This window comes from Celeribacter sp. (assembly GCF_048259695.1).
Taxonomy (GTDB): domain Bacteria; phylum Pseudomonadota; class Alphaproteobacteria; order Rhodobacterales; family Rhodobacteraceae; genus Celeribacter.
The window spans coordinates 1-18,198 of sequence record NZ_JBLXHL010000018.1 but is presented as its reverse complement, the minus strand read 5'-3'; the positions used below and the strand labels follow the sequence as shown (position 1 = coordinate 18,198).

The 18,198-nt window shown below is 61.0% G+C and carries 18 protein-coding genes; 7 read left to right on the top strand and 11 right to left on the bottom strand.

Annotation, left to right across the window (positions count from 1 at the left end):
* Positions 1–618: 618 nt before the first annotated feature.
* A complete protein-coding gene (locus ACN0Q0_RS15980) occupies positions 619–1,719 on the bottom strand; it encodes an amidase family protein (RefSeq protein WP_417244321.1) in 1,101 nt (366 codons plus the stop codon).
* Positions 1,720–2,383: 664 nt separating this feature from the next.
* On the bottom strand, positions 2,384–3,310 hold the full coding sequence (locus ACN0Q0_RS15975) for a LysR family transcriptional regulator (protein WP_417244320.1): 927 nt from the start codon (positions 3,308–3,310) through the stop codon (positions 2,384–2,386).
* Positions 3,311–3,471: 161 nt separating this feature from the next.
* Between ACN0Q0_RS15975 and ACN0Q0_RS15970 the strand changes: the two genes are divergently transcribed.
* From ACN0Q0_RS15970 to ACN0Q0_RS15945, 6 genes are all read left to right on the top strand, one after another.
* Positions 3,472–4,485, top strand: coding sequence for a zinc-binding alcohol dehydrogenase family protein (locus tag ACN0Q0_RS15970; RefSeq protein WP_417244319.1), 1,014 nt, complete (start codon positions 3,472–3,474; stop codon positions 4,483–4,485).
* A gap of 124 nt (positions 4,486–4,609) precedes the next feature.
* Positions 4,610–5,773, top strand: a complete 1,164-nt coding sequence (locus tag ACN0Q0_RS15965; protein WP_417244318.1) for an L-dopachrome tautomerase-related protein — start codon at positions 4,610–4,612, stop codon at positions 5,771–5,773.
* 38 nt (positions 5,774–5,811) lie between these two features.
* A complete protein-coding gene (locus ACN0Q0_RS15960) occupies positions 5,812–6,600 on the top strand; it encodes a glycine betaine ABC transporter substrate-binding protein (protein WP_417244317.1) in 789 nt (262 codons plus the stop codon).
* Positions 6,601–6,662: 62 nt separating this feature from the next.
* Positions 6,663–7,334 carry an SDR family oxidoreductase gene (locus tag ACN0Q0_RS15955; protein ID WP_417244316.1) on the top strand — a complete coding sequence of 224 codons (672 nt, stop codon included), beginning with the start codon at positions 6,663–6,665 and terminating at the stop codon, positions 7,332–7,334.
* 26 nt (positions 7,335–7,360) lie between these two features.
* On the top strand, positions 7,361–7,921 hold the full coding sequence (locus ACN0Q0_RS15950; protein WP_417244315.1) for an ester cyclase: 561 nt from the start codon (positions 7,361–7,363) through the stop codon (positions 7,919–7,921).
* A 79-nt stretch (positions 7,922–8,000) separates the two neighbouring features.
* Positions 8,001–8,942 carry a GlxA family transcriptional regulator gene (locus ACN0Q0_RS15945; RefSeq protein ID WP_417244314.1) on the top strand — a complete coding sequence of 314 codons (942 nt, stop codon included), beginning with the start codon at positions 8,001–8,003 and terminating at the stop codon, positions 8,940–8,942.
* A gap of 137 nt (positions 8,943–9,079) precedes the next feature.
* On the opposite strand, the gene ACN0Q0_RS15940 is transcribed toward ACN0Q0_RS15945, so the two are convergent.
* The 8 genes from ACN0Q0_RS15940 to ACN0Q0_RS15905 form a co-directional block, all read right to left on the bottom strand.
* Positions 9,080–9,616 (bottom strand): carboxymuconolactone decarboxylase family protein, encoded by a 537-nt coding sequence (locus ACN0Q0_RS15940; protein WP_417244313.1) that lies wholly within the window; start codon positions 9,614–9,616, stop codon positions 9,080–9,082.
* An 83-nt stretch (positions 9,617–9,699) separates the two neighbouring features.
* Entirely contained in the window at positions 9,700–10,524 is an 825-nt protein-coding gene (locus ACN0Q0_RS15935) for an alpha/beta fold hydrolase (protein ID WP_417244312.1), read from the bottom strand.
* Between the two features lie 203 nt (positions 10,525–10,727).
* Complete coding sequence (gene gstA, locus ACN0Q0_RS15930) at positions 10,728–11,354, bottom strand: glutathione transferase GstA (protein ID WP_417244311.1); 627 nt, start codon at positions 11,352–11,354, stop codon at positions 10,728–10,730.
* Positions 11,351–12,241 carry an alpha/beta fold hydrolase gene (locus tag ACN0Q0_RS15925; RefSeq protein ID WP_417244310.1) on the bottom strand — a complete coding sequence of 297 codons (891 nt, stop codon included), beginning with the start codon at positions 12,239–12,241 and terminating at the stop codon, positions 11,351–11,353. The genes gstA and ACN0Q0_RS15925 overlap by 4 nt, the downstream gene beginning before the upstream one ends.
* Complete coding sequence (locus tag ACN0Q0_RS15920) at positions 12,238–13,647, bottom strand: aldehyde dehydrogenase family protein (protein WP_417244309.1); 1,410 nt, start codon at positions 13,645–13,647, stop codon at positions 12,238–12,240. Before ACN0Q0_RS15920 ends, ACN0Q0_RS15925 begins: the two co-directional genes overlap by 4 nt.
* The gene (locus ACN0Q0_RS15915; protein WP_417244308.1) at positions 13,644–14,513 is read right to left on the bottom strand and encodes an N-acyl homoserine lactonase family protein; all 870 of its coding nucleotides are present in this window, start codon (positions 14,511–14,513) and stop codon (positions 13,644–13,646) included. The genes ACN0Q0_RS15920 and ACN0Q0_RS15915 overlap by 4 nt, the downstream gene beginning before the upstream one ends.
* Before the next feature lie 204 nt (positions 14,514–14,717).
* Positions 14,718–15,476 carry an SDR family oxidoreductase gene (locus ACN0Q0_RS15910; protein ID WP_417244307.1) on the bottom strand — a complete coding sequence of 253 codons (759 nt, stop codon included), beginning with the start codon at positions 15,474–15,476 and terminating at the stop codon, positions 14,718–14,720.
* 31 nt (positions 15,477–15,507) lie between these two features.
* Complete coding sequence (locus ACN0Q0_RS15905; RefSeq protein WP_417244306.1) at positions 15,508–16,332, bottom strand: SDR family NAD(P)-dependent oxidoreductase; 825 nt, start codon at positions 16,330–16,332, stop codon at positions 15,508–15,510.
* A gap of 97 nt (positions 16,333–16,429) precedes the next feature.
* Here ACN0Q0_RS15905 and ACN0Q0_RS15900 point away from each other — a divergent pair, with 97 nt between their 5' ends.
* Positions 16,430–17,005 (top strand): DJ-1/PfpI family protein, encoded by a 576-nt coding sequence (locus tag ACN0Q0_RS15900; protein ID WP_417244305.1) that lies wholly within the window; start codon positions 16,430–16,432, stop codon positions 17,003–17,005.
* Between the two features lie 1,038 nt (positions 17,006–18,043).
* On the opposite strand, the gene ACN0Q0_RS15895 is transcribed toward ACN0Q0_RS15900, so the two are convergent.
* Positions 18,044–18,196, bottom strand: a complete 153-nt coding sequence (locus tag ACN0Q0_RS15895; RefSeq protein WP_417244322.1) for an META domain-containing protein — start codon at positions 18,194–18,196, stop codon at positions 18,044–18,046.
* Between the last annotated feature and the right edge of the window lie 2 nt (positions 18,197–18,198).

Genomic DNA, 18,198 nt, shown 5'->3' with positions numbered 1-18,198 from the left:
AAGCGCAGACTGTTGATGCTGAAACCGAATTCGTTGCTCATGGCGTTCACCCTGATCCTGAGAGAGAAAATTCACTGTGTCGTCGACATCTTCCCGTGATCTTTCAGGCGTCTCGTGAGCGGGTTGCTCTCTGTGAGAACGCATCCATGCCGGGAGAGACACGCTGCTCGCCATCACGTTCCCTGTGCTGTCTGTGAAGTGCAGCGTCATGGGAAGTCTTCATCAACGATCTGATGCAGATGAGTATCCATTCAACAGCTTCATGAGACAAACTGGATTTTTTAATGTTCAAGTTGAGTGCGATTCATGATGAGGGCGAGCGTCATGTTTGCCGCTGAGAAAGCAGGCGAAACGAGCGGAGGAGGCGAGCTCAGTAAGTGCGTAACATGAGCCGCAGAGACGTCGACGCGAGGAGTGGGGGAGTGGGTAAGGGGGAAAGAATGGAAAACACAAGCTAGCCCAAACTTCCGCTCGGGCCAACTGGTGTGTGCCCACTCTATAATGCTCCAGATGTGTTTCGATCTCACATGATGCGATACCTGCGATACTCGTCAATGGCACCTGACAGGACTTCATCGATCCACCAGGTCGACCGTCAAGCCCTATCAGCTAGGCTGGCTATCGCATCAGATCAGATGAGGCAATATTGTCTCGCGCTGACTCCGGGCCATCCTGCGTCTTGGGGGATGTCTTGGAGGATATAGCCGGAGCGTTCACAGCAAGCGAAGAAGCCATGGCAAGTAGGTGCTCGTCAGCCCAGCGGTCCGCAATCAACTGTACTCCGATAGGCATACCAGCACTGCCCTTGCCGACGGGTAGGTTGAGGCAGGGAACCCCCAGAAGCGTCCAGCCTCGACAGTAGAGCGAGTCACCCGTAGCCTTGATCCCCAGTGGTGCCTCTCCCGTTGCACTGGCCGCAAGTATGGCGTCTACTTGGGTCGCGAATACCTGCGATAGTGACTGGCGAGCCTTGGCAACTGCCCGCATCGCGTCACAATAGCGCTGCCAGCCGATGGTACGTCCTTCCTCGATCAACTCGACCAACTTGGGCACCATCTGATCGAAAAATTCCTTGTACTCACTGGCCAGTGTCCTTGCAGCCTCGTAGGCCATGACCACCTGCTGTTGCTCGACCAAGCATTTGATATCGTCGCCTAGATCCAGCGATACGATTTCGGTGCCAGCTTGGCGTGCGACTTGCTCAGCCTCGGCGAGTACTCGTTGAGCGTCAGCGTCCATCGCTGTCTTGGAGGGCAGGCTGAAGACGCCGATGCGAATACCCGCGAGGCTATCCAATGGCTGGATCTCCTCCGCTCCTGTCAGGCTCGAGAACACTGTAGCAATGTCCTCGACGCTGCGGGCGAACCAGCCAATGGTATCCAGCGAAGGCGCAAAGCCACGTACTCCGCCGGCACTGAGCGTATTATATGTCGGTTTGAAGCCAAAGACTCCGCAGTAGCTGGCTGGGCGAATCATGCTGCCGGCTGTCTGGGTACCGAACGCGATCGGTACCATACCGGCGGCCACAGCGGCAGCCGAGCCGCTGGACGAGCCACCAAGGGGACGCTCGATATCATGAGGATTGCGGGTCTTGCCGAGGGTGTAGTAGGCGAATTTGGTCGATACTGTCTTGCCCATGATGAGTGCGCCTCGCTGCTTGAGCAGCGTCACCAGCGAGGCGTCGACCAGCGAGGTGGATGAACGCAGATACCCCCCCATTGCCCCACATGGTGGGGTGATCCACGGTATCGATGATGTCCTTGATTCCGATTGGCACGCCATACAGAGGTTGATCCGCTAGCGTCTTGTCCAGTCTCGGGGGCTCAGTGGCAAGTGACTCCCATGCGCTCACGGCAGGTTCGAGTTGCTGGATCTGCTCGGCGCACTGGTGCCCCCAGGTCAGTACATCATCTGTGATGTTTTGAGAGGCTGGTGAAACGAGGTGATAGTACCCGGTTCTGCCGGCATGGAATGTTCCTACAGATATCGCCTTGATCGTCGCGCTGCCGGTCGTTGCTCAGGCGAATAACGTCATGGCCTAACGGTCATTCGATCAGTAACTGGCCTATATCTCGGCCGTGACCATGCGCGAAACGCAGATCTCCGCTGGCGCCGAAGAACTGGTGGATAATGGCTTACTGCCGTGAGAGAACTGTAGAGCGTCGGGCAGCCTGCCGCGAGTGGCCAGGGCAATATCGAAGTGAGATTTTCCAGTCTCGACTGAGTCGCGAGCATCATCGCCAGCCAGTCATCAGGCACTTGCTGCCGAATGCTGACTCATACCCAGACATACCCAGAGACATCCGCTATCTCTTAACGCCTCGGCCACTGTGTGGCTGGTTTTTTTATGGCTGACTGCGGTGCTTACTTGGACTGAAGCGGTTCATCCGGTGGAAGTTGGTCCCGGCAGCTCTTCCATCAGAGTCTGGCATTGCGTCTTCAGCAAGGTATGTAGCTGGCGTACCGCCGGCGAAAACTGTTTGCGGTGTGGACACACCAGATGTAATGGCGTGGGCTCGCCCTTACAGTGAGGGAGGAGAGCGACGAGCCGGCCATCGCGAACGTCCTCGGCGACATCCAGCCAGGACTTGTAGACGATCCCTTCTCCTGCCAACGCCCAGCGCCGGACGACATCGGCATCATCGCACTGCATGCTGCCGGAGACCTCGACTTCTTGCTGTGTACCGGAAACCTCGAATGTCCAGCGATCATGGATGCGCCCCTTGAGCACGTAGCACAAGCAGTTGTGCAGTTTTAGGGCCTCGGGGGACTTCGGTTGCCCGTGATTAGCGAGATAGTCGGGCGAGGCCACCAGCATGCGACGATTTTCTGAGGCCAGCGGGAGTGCGATGTAACTTCCGTCACTCATGTGACCGTAGCGAATCGCGACATCGACGGGGTCGCGGAAGACATTTGCGACCTGGTCCGAGAGAAACAGCCGGAGGTTGAGCGCCGGATGCTGCGCGCGAAACTCCCGCAGCCAGCGCATCACGCTGTTGCGTCCGAGATCGGAAGGCGCGGCGATCTGCAGGGTGCCACTGAGTTCGGTGTCGGTCCGCCGGATCTGTTCGCTACCCGCCTGCAGCGTTTCGAGCATATCCCGCGCGTAGGGAAGATAGGCCTCTCCCTCGGCGGTCAGTCGCAGGCTGCGTGTCGAACGCGCGAAGAGTCGAACTTCCAGTGATTCCTCCAGGCGTTTGATCGCCACGCTGACTTGCCCTGGCAGCAGATCTACCTCCCGCGCAGCGCGGGAAAAGCTTCCCAGTGCCGCCACCCGGACGAAAAGTGTCAGGTCTTCCAACCGAATCATGTATCCATCTCGCGCGATTTATTCATTCTTGGGCGATTTATTCATTTCTTGTGAAAGTGTTATTCGATTGCCTGCCTGTTTCCTCGCCGGCACGCCGGTAAAGATAGCCTCACTTGCCCCTCACCCGTCAATACCCCGTTTCGTTGCGAGAGGAAACCGAGATGAAAGCGATCGCCTATACCCAACATGGCCTACCGATCGAAGACGACAATTCACTGATCGACATCGACCTGCCCAAGCCTGTTCCCGGCGCGCGGGATCTGTCGGTGGAGATTCGCGCGATATCCGTCAATCCGGCCGACACCAAACTGCGACGCAACGTCGCCACCAGCGAGCCGCGAGTGCTGGGGTGGGATGCCGTGGGTATCGTGCGCGAAATCGGTAGCGAGGTCACACTGTTCCAACCCGGTGACGAAGTCTTCTACGCCGGGTCCATTGCGCGCCCCGGTAGCTACAGCGAATTTCATCTGGTCGACGAACGCATCGTAGGTCACAAGCCAAGCTCCCTGAGCAATGCCGAGGCCGTGGCGCTACCGCTGACTGCGATCACCGCATGGGAATTGCTATTCGATCGGCTCGGCGTGGCGGAAAACGGCGGCGAGGGCGAAACGCTGTTGATCACCGGTGCTGCTGGTGGCGTGGGCTCGATTCTGGTCCAGCTCGCTCGCCAACTCACGCATCTGACGATCATCGGCACCGCTTCGCGCGAAGAGACACGCGACTGGGCGCTTCAGCTCGGCGCGCATCACGTCATCGATCACAGCCGCTCGATTACCGAAGAACTCAGTCGCATCGGTATCGAGCAGGTGACTCATGTGGCGAGCCTGACCCACACCGATAGCCATTACGCCCAGCTCATTGAAGCGCTGGCGCCGCAGGGCAAGCTGGCGCTGATCGACGATCCCGAATCGCTTGACGCCATGCCGCTAAAGCGCAAGAGCCTGTCGCTGCACTGGGAGTTCATGTTCGCTCGGCCGCTGTTCGAGACGCCTGACATGATTCGTCAGCATCAACTGCTCGAGCGGATCAGCACGCTCATCGATCAGCAGCGGTTGAAAACGACACTTGGCGAGCACTTCGGTTTGATCAGCGCTGCCAACCTGCGCCGGGCCCACGCCTTCATCGAGAGCAACCGCGCCCGCGGCAAAGTCGTTCTTGAAGGCTTCCCGAGCTGACAGCCTTGAGCGGATAGACAGCCCTGAGCGAATAACCGGCGCTTAGTGAATAGACATCGATAATCGTTACCGATCGCACCGCGTTGCCTTAGGTGGTAACGCGGGCGGCCGTAGGAGCATTCCAATGAAAACCCACATCAAGATGGCCACGCTGGGATTGGCGATAGGTTTGGCGTCCCAGCAGGCGTTAGCCGTTTCCAACGACATGCCCGAAGAGAGACTCTTCGGCCACATCGAGCAGGTCCACGCCTTTACGGGCCCCATGCCGACCGGCGTCACCATCAGTCGCAGCGGCCGGCTGTTCGTCAATTTTCCCCAGTGGGGCGACCAGCCACCGTTCGCCGTCGGTGAGATCAGGGACGGAAAGGTCGTGGCCTATCCCGATCAGGCCGCCAATTCATCCACTTCGAATGATCCGGGCCGCGGGTTTATCAGCGTACAGAGCGTCGTGGCCGACGGTCGCAACCATCTCTGGGTGCTGGATACCGCTGCGCCCGGATTTCAATCGCCGGTACCGGGCGGGGCCAAGCTGGTCGAGATCGATCTCGCCACCAACCAGATCGTGAGGACGCTGGTGTTCCCGCAAGACGTGATTCTGCCCAGCACCTACGTCAACGACATGCGTTTCGATTTCCGTGTCGGTAAGGCCGGGGTCGTCTATGTGACGGACTCCTCCATCAGCGGCCCCGGCGGCATTATCGTCATGGATCTTGCCAGCGGCGAGGCGACGCGGCGGCTCAGTGGTGATGTTTCGACTTCGGCGGATCCCGATTTCGTGCCGATCGTCGAGGGCAAGGCCCTGCTGAGCCGCAGCGCTGACGGCAGCGCGACGCCCTTTCGTGTCGCCTCCGATGGCATCGCGTTGTCGCCGGATGGCCAGACGCTCTATTTCAGTCCGCTCTCCAGCCGCCGGCTCTACTCGGTGGCGACCGAGCTGCTTCGGGATGCCAACGTGTCCGAGCAGGAGCTCTCCCGGGCGGTGAAGGATCTGGGCGAAAAGGGCGCCTCCGACGGGCTGGCTGCCGATGCCTACGGTGCGGTCTATGCCGGCGACTACGAGCACAACGGTATTCGTCAGCGGCTGCCGAACGGCGAGTGGCACACGCTGGTTCACGACCCGCGCGTGCTCTGGCCCGATACGCTGACGATCGGCACCGACGGCTATCTCTATTTCACTGCCAACCAGCTCCAACGCCAGCCGGGGTTCCATGCTGGCCGTGATCTGCGTCAGCACCCCTACAGCCTGTTCCGGGTCGATATCGGCGCCCAACCGGCACCCACCGAGTAACGTCATCACACATCATCGACTGTCAGGGAGGTTGCGTCATGTCAGCACCCATTCGTCTGGGCAATATCGATCTGAGTTTCCATGCCGCCAGCGCCGCGATCGTTCAACGGTTGCTGGAGCGCCACGGCCATGATGTCGAGACGGTCGCGGCCCCGCACGAAGAGATGTTTCGTCGCTACGGTGCCGATGAGGTGGATATGCTCGTTTCCGCCTGGCTGCCGGCGAGTCATGGTGGTTATTTCGGGCCCTTCGAGCACGAGACGCGCAAGCTCGGTCTGCTCTATCAGCCCTACTGTATCTGGGGCGTACCGGATTACGTTCCGGAGGCCGACGTCGCCTCGGTCGAGGATCTGCGCAAGCCGGAAGTGGCTGAACGCATGAGTCGGCTGATTCAGGGCATCAACCCCGGTGCCGGCATCAGCCGGTTCTCGCGCGAGATGGTCACCGCCTATGGGCTCGACGGCCTCGGCTATCACTTCGAGACCGGCAGCGAGGAAGCGTGCTTCAGCCACTTCGAGCGCGCGGTGGCGCAGAAAGAGTGGCTCGTGGTGCCGCTATGGCACCCGCAGTTCCTGCATTACAGGTACCGGATTCGTGAACTGGCCGAACCCAAGGGGCTGTTGGGTGGTCGCGACGACGCCCGATTGATTGTCCATGAAACCGTGGCCAGGACGATGTCCGGCGAGCTTCTCGAAACACTGAGCACGCTGGCGCTGGGCAATGCGGTTGTCAGCGAGCTCGATTACCGAATTTGCCGAGAGGGTATGACGCCGCTGGCGGCCGCCGACCGGTGGCTGGACGGAGCAACGAAGATCGGCGCCGCCTAGCGAGTCGCTCTCATCCACCAGATGATTCTTCAAACTGCATTTCCTCCTCAAGGAGAAAGACCATGTCATTCAACGACAATACTCAGAGTGTCATTGTCGGCGGTACCTCCGGCATCGGCCGCGCCGTGGCAGACGCGCTGGCGCAGCGCCCCGGCACCGTCACCCGGGCAAGCGGTTCGACTGGCCTCGATATCGCCGACCCGCAAGCCATCCAGGCGTGGTTCGAGCAGCACGGACCAGTGGATCACATCGTCTTCACCGCTGGCTCCCAGGCGCCGGGCGGTTCTGTCGAGGAGGTGGATGTCGAGGCCGCGAAAGCCGCATTCGATATCAAGTTCTGGGGTGCGATCGGTGTCGCACAGGCGGCGGCTTCACATCTGCGCCCCGGCGGCACGCTGACGCTGACTTCCGGCTTTCTGGCTCGGCGCACGGTGCCCGGCACGTTCGTCAAGACGGCGATCAACGCGGCGCTGGAAGCGACGGTCAAGCTACTGGCCAAGGAGCTGGCACCACTTCGCGTCAACATCGTCAGCCCCGGCCTGACCGATACTGAAGCCTACAGCGCGATGGACGACGAAAAGCGCCGCCAGATGCTGGAGAGCACGGCGGCGAAGCTACCGGCCGGCCGCGTAGCGCAGCCGGAAGATGTTGCGGCGGGCTATCTGTTCGCGATCGACAACTTATCCATGACCGGCGCCATCATCGATATCGATGGCGGTGCGTTGATCAACTGAGCGCGAGCTTTCCGGAGGAAATCATCATGAAATCTCTGACGCGCGCCGGTTTACTGGCACTGTCGATGACGTTCAGCTTGGCGCCAGCGGCCGTGATGGCCGAGACTGCCAACTCGCTGGATATTCAGCATCTCGTGCATGCCGGACAGGATTCGGCCCAGGAGCATCAAGCGGAAGTGGCCGCGCGACACTTCTACGCGTTCTGGAACACCGGAGACGAAGCGGCGCTCAATCTGGCGATTGCACCGACGTTCACCGACCACACCCTGCCACCCGGCCGGCCGCAGGGCCCCGAAGGGCCCGCGACGGCGTCACGGGTCTTTCGCCAGGCGGTGCCGGATCTAGAAGTGCGTGTGCGAGAAATGATCGTGGCTGGCGAGTATGTCACGACCCATATGATATTCAGCGGTCATTTCACTGGCACGTTTCCCACAGCCGATGGAGAGACGGTTTCCGGTGAAGGGCAGCCAGTCGAGTTCATTGCCACCGACCTGGTCAAAGTGACCGATGGCAAGATCACGGACAACTGGCATATTGAGGATAATCTGACGCTGCTCACTCAGATGGGGTTGGTCTCGGCACGCTGAGCGCAAAAACAACAATGGATCGTGGCGCCCGCTCGGGGGCGGGTAGAGAAGGCCGGGCGCCACTCGGGGAGGTGGGGGCATGCAACGCATTGGCTTCATTCTATTACCGGGTTTTCAGATCATGAGTCTCTCGGTGATGGCGGTCTTCGAGCTCGCCAACGAGTCCGCCGGTGGGGATCGCTATTCGATAGAGGTACTCTCCGAACAGGGCGGTAACGTCGTGAGTTCGCTGGGCGTTCCGTTGGTTACCTCCCGAATAACGGGATACGGCTACGATACGTTGCTGATTCCGGGCAATGGTCTGGCGGCGGCTTCGCCGGTCATGCTCGATTACCTGGGGAAAGCGCAGCACGAGGTCAGGCGAATCGGCGCGATCTGTCGTGGCGCCTTCCTGCTCGCCGAAGCCGGGCTGCTGAAGGGGCGGCGAGCAACGACGCACTGGCGATTTGCGGCGCTGCTGGCGCAGGGTTATCCCGACATCCAGGTCGAAGCGGACCGAATCTTCATCACCGACGGGGCGATCTGGACCTCGGCCGGCATGAGCGCCGGTATCGACATGGCCCTGGCGATGGTCGAGAAGGATCTCGGCAGCGACCTTGCCAGAGATGTCGCCAAGCGGCTGGTGGTCTATCACCGCCGCGCCGGGGGGCAATCGCAGTACTCCACTCTGCTGGATCTCTCGCCGCGCACGGACCGTGTTCAGGCCGTGCTCCATTTCGCCAGCCAGAATCTGACACGGCCGCTCTCGATCGAGCAGTTGGCCGAAGTCGCCAATCTCAGCCCGAGACAGTTCAGTCGCCAGTTCCGCTCCGAGACCGGCAAATCGCCGGCCAAGGCGGTGGAGCAGCTACGGGTGGAAGCGGCCAGGCTGATGCTCGAGCAGGGGCATCATTCACTGGAGGTTGTGGCCAGGGAGACAGGGTTCGGCGATCGAGAGCGCATGCGCCGAGCCTTCATGCGACATTACGGTCAGTCGCCTCAGATGATTCGTCGAACGTTCGGCCCCTCTGTGTCCGCCTGAGCCAATCCCTCTGAGCCAATCCATCTGAGCCATTCCACCTAAGACAATCCTGATCGAAACCAGACCGGGCCAGAGCGAGAGGGAACCGGAATCTCGCTGCAGCGAGGTTCCGGTTTTCGTCTATGCCGGCAACGACCTCAGTCGACCTTGGGGAAATCGACGTAGGTGTCGTTGATCCGGTTGAAGGCGTTGGTGAAGGTGATCACCGCTATCGCCAGACAGATATCGACGATCTGCGCGTCGCTGTAGCCGGCATCGACGATGGCTTGATACTCCGCTTGCCCGAGTGTCCCGCTGGAAGTGGCCAGCGTTCTGACGAAGCTGACGAGCGCATTGCGCTGGTCGTCACCGGTCTTGCTGCCGGCGCGCGCGCGACGCATCTCGTCCTGGGAAAGGCCGGCCATCTTGCCGACCAGGGTGTGGGCGGCAACGCAGTAGTCGCAGCCCGCGACTTCGCTGATGACCAGCTTGATCGTCTCCTGATCCTTTTTGGAGAGCGAGCCGCCGGCCAGCGCCTTGTCGGCGCCCAGCATGGCTTGCAGTGCCTTGGGGGAGTGGCTGGCGATGGTGGCGTAGGCGTTGGGGATTTTACCCAATCCTTTTTTGACGGCGCCATAGACTTCGGCCACGTCACCGCTGGCTTCACTTTCGGGAATCATGGTCATTCTGGACATGATAAATCACCTCGTCGTTTGCGATGGGGATAGCCCCCCGATTCCGGCACCCCTGTACCCCGCGAGGTGCCAAACGCTGTTGCTCAGTGTCGAGCGAAGCTCAGCAGGTCGGTGTTGAACCGCTGGGCATGGGTCACCGTCAGACCGTGCGGTGCGCCGGCATAGACCTTGAGTTCGGCGTTGTCGACGATATCGACGGAACGCCGGCCTGAGGCGTCGATGGGCACGATCTGATCATCGTCGCCATGGACGATCAGCGTGGGAACGTCGATGGCGCGCAGATCGCTGGTGTAGTCGACTTCCGAGAACTCGTGAATGCAGTCGTATTGGCCTTTCACGCCGCCCATCATGCCCTGGCGCCAGAACGAGTCCCGCATGCCCTGCGTGACGCTATGGCCCTCGCGGTTGGCACCGAAGAAGGGTGTCGTCAGTTCTTGGTAGAAGTGGGAGCGGTCTGACGCGACGCCGTCCCGTATGCCGTCGAAAATCTCGATCGGCGTCCCGGCCGGGTTATCGGGCGTCTTGAGCATCAGCGGCGGCACGGCGCCGACCAGCACCACCTTCGAGACCCGCTCGCTGCCGTGACGGCCGATGTAATGCGCGACCTCTCCGCCGCCGGTCGAGTGGCCGACCATGATTGCGTCTCGGATATCCAGGGCGTCCATGACGGCTGCCAAGTCATCGGCATAGGTATCCATGTCGTTGCCGTGCCAGGTCTGGCTGGAGCGGCCATGGCCGCGGCGGTCATGGGCAATGACTCGATAACCATGCTGACCCATGAACAGCATCTGCGGATCCCAGGCATCGGCGCTCAGCGGCCAGCCATGAGCAAATACGATCGGCTGACCGCTCCCCCAATCCTTGTAGAAAATACTTGCGCCGTCTTTCATCGTGACGAAATGGCTCATGACGATCGTCTCCTCGAAATATCTGGGCCTTTATCAGGCGATGGATTGCGGTGAAATTCGTGGTCAATTGTTGCTTCAGTGACGCTTCAATCTTGACCTGCCAACGTCGCTGCGCGTAGGTCAAGGACACGCCGATTCGGGACATCGGCCTGCGTGATATCAGGGCAGACCGTGGCAAAGCGGTGGTGGCGCCGTAGCATTGTTCAGGTGTAGGCACGGCTGATGACCAGTCCTTCACCTTCGGCCGCCAGCGCGCTGATGACGGAGGCACGATGGCCGATGGTCTCCAAATACTGGCGTAGGTGCGGATAGCGCGGCATATCGAGCTCGAACCAGGTCCCCCAGCTCGCCATGACGAACAGATAGGCGTCTGCGGCCGTGAACTGGTGCCCCGTGAGAAAAACCTGATCGCTCAGGTGCTCGTCGAGACGCCGAAACTGACGGTGTAGGCGATGAATGACGATATCGCGCGCCGCGCCGGCCACGCGCCAGAACAGGGGGGAGAAGCCTTTGTGCAGTTCGGTGGCGATATGGTTTTGCCACTCCATGACCCGATAACGTTCCATGCTGCCAGCCTGGGGCATCAGGTCGGTGCGCCCGGCGAGATCGCAGACGTACTGAGCGATGATCGCTTGCTGGGTCAGATGGCTGCCGTCATCCAGCTCGAGAATGGGCACCTGACCGTGGGGATTGATCTCGTAGTAGTCCCCACCGCGTGATGTCAGGTGGGTGGCCAGGTCAACCCGGCAGAGAGAAAAGGACAGCGCCGTTTCTCGCAGCAGAATGTGCACGGCCAGAGAGCTGGCGCCGGGCGAATAGTAGAGCTTCACGGCGCGACCTCCGCGAAGGCGATCAGCGCCTCGCAGAGCGCCATGGGGTTCTCTTCGGCAAGCCAGTGACCCGCGTTCGCAATCGTGACCTCCGTAACCCGCTCAGCCAGCTCACGCATCATCGGCCCCACGATGTCGGCGTAACTGCCGCATTCACCTGCCACGGCCAACACTGGCATCTTCAGACGCCCGTCGCGGGCCAGCGCGGCCCGATTGTCGTCCGCATCCTGGGTAAAACTGCGATAGAGATCGAAGCCCGCGCGCATCGCGCCAGGTTGGTTAAAGTCGCGTAGATAAGCGGCTCTCGTGTCGGCATCGATAGCATCGGGAGAATGCGCGAGATCGCGGTAAAAACGATCGAGATAGAGCGCTTCGCGACCTGCGGTCAATGCTTCGGGCATGTCGATGGCTTGATGGAAATGGAAATGCCAGGCGCGCTTTCCTTCTCGCCACACGTCCTCGAGGGCTGGCGTGCCGGGCAGCGGCGCGTCGAGAATGGCGAGCCGGGCAGTGCGTTGGGGGAAGCGGCGCGCGAAAGCGTAGGCGACCATCGAGCCGATGTCGTGGCCGACGATGTTGACCGGTTCATCGACCCCGGCATCGTCCAGCACGCTGGCGATGTCGCTGGCCAGCGTCCGCTTATCGTAGCTGCCGAGGGGGCGCGACGACCCGCCAGCGCCGCGAAGATCCGGCATCACCAGGCGCAATCCCGCAGCGGTGAGCGGGGCGATGGTGCGACGCCAGGCAAGAGACGTTTCCGGATAGCCGTGAATCAACAGCATGACGGGGCCGCTGTCTCCGGCGAGTCGATAATGAATGCGGAGCGTCCCGTCGATGCGTACCGAGCGGCTGACGATCTCGGCGGACGCCGCTGCCGACGCTGTCATGACATCCGCCTCGCATTGAGGATGCGCAGCTGGGTGAAGTCCTTCATGCCATCGATGCCGTTCTGAAGGCCGATGCCCGACTGCTTGGCGCCGCCGAAGGGGACGTCATAAGGCAGCGCCATGTGCTGATTGATCCAGATCGTGCCGGTCTCGATCCGTGCGCCAATTTCGACCCCTCGAGCCACGTTGCTCGTCCAGATGGCACCGCCAAGGCCGTATTCGCTGGCATTGGCGCGTGCGATCACCTCCTCGATGTCGTCGTAGGCGAGGATCGGCAGTACCGGGCCGAACTGCTCCTCGCTTACCAGCCGGGCGTCGTCAGTCAGATCGCGCACGATGGTCGGTGCAATGAAATAGCCCTCGCCGGGCAGCGCCTCGCCGCCAGTCAGGATGCGGCCGCCGTCATTGTTCACGGAGTCGATGAAACCAAGGACCTTCTCGTATTGCATGCGATTTTGCAGCGGGCCGATCTGCGTTGCCGGGTCGCGGCCATCACCGAGTTTCGCTTCGTTAGCCAGTCTGACCAAGGCCTCGGTCAGCGGCTCGATGAGCGAACGAGGCGCATAGACGCGCTTGGTGGCGTAGCAGACCTGACCGGCGTTGATCATGGCGGCGGCGAAGATCTTCGGCGCGACCGTGTCGATGTCGGCGTCGTCGAGCACGATCGCGACATCGTTGCCGCCCAGCTCCAGCGTGAAGCGCTTGAGGGTCTCGGCAGCGCTCGAGAGCACACGCTTGCCGGTCGGTGTGGAGCCGGTAAAGCTGACGTGGGCCACGTCGGGATGGCTGGTGAGCAGGGCGCCCAGATCGTTGCGATCGGTCAGCGTCTGAAACACACCGGCGGGCAGGATGTCGGCGGCGATTTCGCCGAGCAGTAGTGTGGTCAGCGGTGTGGTCGGGGCCGGTTTGGCGATGACCGTGTTGCCGGTGATCAGCGCCGGGCCCAGCTTGAACGAGAGCAGTGTGATCGGCCGGTTCCACGGCATGATCGCGACAACCACGCCCTGCGGGTAGCGCTGGGCGACGACCAGCTCGTCATCGTTGTCACGAATCACTTCGTCTTCGAGCGTCTGTGTCGCGAAGTGACGAAGGGCGCCCGCGGTAATCGCCACTTCACGCCGGCACTCCGCCAGCGGGCCACCACGTTCCCGGTTGAGGGTGTCGGCGAGCTCTTCGGTGCGCGCCTCGATGGCGTCGGCCAGCGTTTCCAGATAGGGCTGGCGGCCACTGTAACCCAGAGCCTGCCAGGCGCGCTGGGCGCGTTTTGCCGCGGCGATCGCCTGCTCTGCCTGTGCGGCATTGGCGGCCGGGGCGCGGGCAAAGACCTGTCCGGTAGCGGGGTTGATCACCTCCAGCTCGGCTTCGCCTGCGGTCAAAGCCCCGTCGATCAAAAGCGAGGCATTCATGCCACGGGCTCCTTGTGCAAAAGGGCGTAGCTGGCGGCGGTGGTCACCGTCGCCTGCGGATTGGAGATGGCGGTTTCGAGCCGGCCGACGATGCGTCCGCCTTCAACCAGTGCGGGGTGATCATGGCTCGGCAGCAGAAAGCGACTGCCGGCCAGCGCGCGTTTGATCGCACGCTTTTCGTCGAGCGTCGTCATGGCGCGGTTGCCGGTGATGGTCGGCTCGTGAGCGGCCTGATCGAGTAGCGGATCGATGAGCTGGTCGCCAATGTGGTAGGCGATATCGCCGCAGATGTTGGCGATGCCCTCGTCGGTCTCGACCAAAACCGAGAGCGACCCCGGGGTGTGTCCTCCGGAGAGATGCACCGCCACGCCGGGAATGACCTCTTCGCCGAAGGTGCCGTCGACATCGAAAAGACGAATGGCGCCCGGGGTGTGAAGTCTATCGATCAGGTGTTTGGTGTCCGCGGCGGTGTACATCAGCGGCCCCATCAGGCCCGAGGCGGCAAACTCTAGCTCGCGGCGCGAGATCCCGACGGTGGTCGTCATCGGGAATTGATCATCCGCGCCGACGTGATCGATGTGGGCGTGGGTATGGATAACGTAACGGATGTCTTCGAGGGTCAGGCCGTGTTGGCCGAGATGGTGCTTGAGCGTCATCTCGCGTGTCTGCTGGTAGTCGATGCCGAAGACCGCATACTGCTCGGCGCTGCGCGAACCGGTATCGACCAGTACCGGCGCTTCGCCGCCAAGAATCAGAAAACCCAGAACCGGAATGGTGACCAGCGAGCCTGGCTGGCGAAACAGCACCAGCCCGCTGGCATCCATGGTCATGTTGCCGAAATTGATGGGATAGATCCGCAGTGCCATGCAGAGCTCCTTTGGCGCCTTGCGCGCTGTATGAGATGTCTCTTGGCTCCGATGCTTCATCGCCTTTTCCCAGACCTGTCCAGATCTGTTCAGACCCTGGGCGTGAGGCGGCCGAGCGCTGTCCGTTACGGTCAGCGCCGACGCGATGGGAAAAGGAAACCGGAGCGAGAACGCGAGTCGGTATCGAGGTTGCCGAGGTGTCGTTTACATCGGGATCGGGTTGGCGATCATCTCGGCATTGAATCCGGTGACCAGCGCATGTTCGTTGGCGCCGGGGTTGTCGCGCATCGCCTGGATCGACTCGACCACGATCTCTTCCTTGTCGGCAGCCAGGCCCGCCATGGTCTCGGTGATGAACTGATCCAGCGGCATCGCGCGGGGATCATCGCCCTTCTTGATCAGATCGGTGTTCACCCAGGGCGGGGCGATCTCCTGCACGCGAACCGAGGTATCGCGCAGCATGAAGCGCTGCGACAGCGAATAGGAGTGAAGCGCTGCCTTGGTCGCGGAGTAGACCGCGGTCACCGCCAGCGGCACGTACGCCAGCACCGAGGTGTTGTTGATGATGGTGGCGTCCGGCTGACGCTTGAGGTGTTCGATCAGCGCCGAGGTCATGCGGATCGGCCCGTACAGGTTGGTCGTGATGATCGCTTGCATCGTGGTGTCGTCGATGGCCTGGCTGGCGTCGTCGAACGGCATGATGCCGGCGTTGTTGATCAGCACGTTGAGTTGGGGGTAGTCGGCAATCAGGGTCTTTGCTGCAGCCTCGATGCTCGCCGGGTCGCCGATATCCAGCTCGATCGCTTTCATGCCGGGATTGGCCGTGGTGACTTCATCCAGAAGCGCCTTGCGCCGACCGGCGATGATGACCTGGTTGCCGAGTTTGTGGAACGCTTCCGCCAAGCCACGGCCGATGCCCGAGGTGCCGCCGGTGATGAAGATCGTGTTGTTTTCCATTTTCATGATGCTGTCCTCTTCGTTTTGAGTGTTGAGATCAATGCTTGACTGCTCGAACGGCCGGTACCCGGTAGCGCCGGGCCGGGGTGGTGCTGGAAAGCTGGGGTATCAGGCGCTGACGGGCGGCCTCGAAAGCCTCCCAATCGGCGATATCAGGGAGCGCGGGCAGCGTCACCAGCTCGCCGCCGTCCAGCCCGGCGAGGGCGGCGTCGACCATGTCGAGGCTCGCCATCACCGGCACGCTCTTCTTGAGTTCATCGACCGGCAGGCCGGCCACGCTCCAGAAATCGGTAGAGGTGGCGCCGGGCAGGACGGCCTGCACGCGAATGCCCTTGTCGGCCAGCTCGTGATGCAGTGATTGGCTGAACGCGAGCACGAACGCCTTGCTGCCGCCGTAGACGCCGTTGAGCAGTTCCGGCGCGATCGCGACGATAGAGGCGATATTGACGATGGTGCCGAAGCCGCGACTGACAAATCCCGGCACGGCGGCATGCGTCAGGCGTGTCACCGCGTTCACGTTCAGCGCGATCATGTCGGTCATCTCTTTGAGGCTTGCCTCGGCAAGCGGCTGGATTGCGCCAACGCCCGCGTTGTTGACCAAGAGCGTCAGGCTGGCGTCGTGGCGTATGAAGTTTTCGATCCTGGCAACGTCCTGAGCGACGGTGAGATCGGCGCCGAGGATCTCGACCGCGCGTCCGGTCTCGTCGGAGATCTGGCTGGCCAGATGGTTCAGGCGCTGATGGCTTCTAGCAACCAGGATGAGGTCGTAGCCGCGTTCTGCCAGTCGGCGAGCGTAATCGGCACCGATCCCCGATGAGGCGCCCGTGATCAGTGCTGTACCAGGCCCGCTGAAAGTCGTCATTTTTATATCCCGCCGTGCGCTCAATGTTGTTTTAATGAGGTTAATCGGGGAGCGGCGGCTGGCGTAGGCCAAATCCGCAGCGATTTAGGACATTGATATGGAGACAGGCGCCTTGCAGACGATCGGCTTTCTGATTACCCATCACTTCCAGATCATGAGCATGGCGGCACTCTCGGGGCTCTCGGCGCTCGAGTTCGCCAATCTCGCGGTACCGTCGCCGACCTACGAGATTAAGGTGGTCTCCGAGGCGGGAGGGCCTATCGCCAACTCGCTGGGGATGCGTGTCGAAACCTCGGCAATAACGTCGTCGAGCTACGACACGCTGCTGGTCATGGGCAATATGTTGATGACGCCCACCAGTCAGGCAGCGACCAAATTTCTTCAGATGGCACAGCAGGACGTGCGCAGAATCGGTTCGATCGGCACCTGCGCCTTCGTGCTGGCGGAAGCGGGTTTGCTCGATGGCCATCGAGCAACGATGCACTGGGCGCATGTCGAGGAGTTGGCGATGATTAAGAAGGACCTTGGCGCGGATATCGCCAGGGAGGTCGCTAAGAAATTGGTGGTGTATCACGGCCGCGCAGGCGGGTGGCCGGAGCATTCGGCGTGCTCGATATCTCACTGCGTAGCGATCATATCCATCGTGCGCTCGAGTTCGCTCGCGGTCATCTGACTGCGGCGCTTTCTGTCGAGCAACTCGTCGAGGCCGCCAATCTCAGCCCTCGGCAGTTCAGTCGCCAGTTTCGATCCGAGACCGGCAATTCATCGGTCAAGTCCGTGGAGCAGCTGCGGGTGGAAGCGGCGCAACTGATGATGGAGTAGGGCTTGGCCGCAGATTCTGAGTACAGCACCTGAGTTTCCCTGTAAGGTATTGTGCTCATGCTGTACTCAGAACTCAGAACTCAGAACTCAGCATTACCTGCCGTTTCACGATCTTTCTCTGGCATTTGTGTTCCGACGAGTGATACCCAAGTCTCGGGACCGTCATTATCATCCGAGCGAGCTGCTCGTCTGGGGTGTGTGATATCACGTCGTTTTCATGTCAGGTCATCATCCTTGCTGTAGTCGGTCTTCAGTTTTGGCAACGACATGCTCACATGAGGGGGAATTGTCGCTGCCACCATGATCGTTCAAGAGCAAACTCGGCCTCAGAGACACTCTTGGCAGAGCTGTCTTTTCAGTCGTGAAAAGATCCATCAGAGCCAGTGATGAGTGATGAGTGATGAGTGATGAGTGATGGGTGAGGTCATTCTGATGATGTAAACAGCACCATGGCAGCAGCACCGCATTGTCAGGATTCAGGGCCGATTCGGCCGACGACTCATACCGCTGAACGACAAGGTGGTACTGCTGACAGACGGTGGATGGGATATCGGCGTGATCCCATCGCTTGGGCGCGTTTCCAGAAGAGTCTGCTGTCCCAAGGGATCGGTCAGTTACTGAGAGCATGGGCCCCATGGATGCCTATCTTGCCCAGGCCGAACACGTCACAGGGCAGGCTATCGCCGTCGATGGTGGCTTAACGCTGTGAGACAGCAATGAGTCAGTACAGAGAGCAAGGTTGAGCTCAGTGGCTGACGGCAAGAGTTGATGGCAGCACACAACGCCGCCTCTCAGAAATGGGAGACGGCGTTGTGGTGTCTGTTGCGCAGAGTATTGCGCAGAGTATTCAGCCCAACTTCACCCTGCACTGAGCGGCCGGCGATAGGAGTCAGTAAAGGTGAACGGCCTCCAGGCGGGCACGCGATGCCCCTTGTTCATCCAGCAGCGTCAATGTCTTGCCGTCTATCTGCCAGCCCGACACATCATTGAGTGTCGCGAGGAAAGTGCGTTCGAGTGATCCAGCCTCACCGGGGCATGCCATGC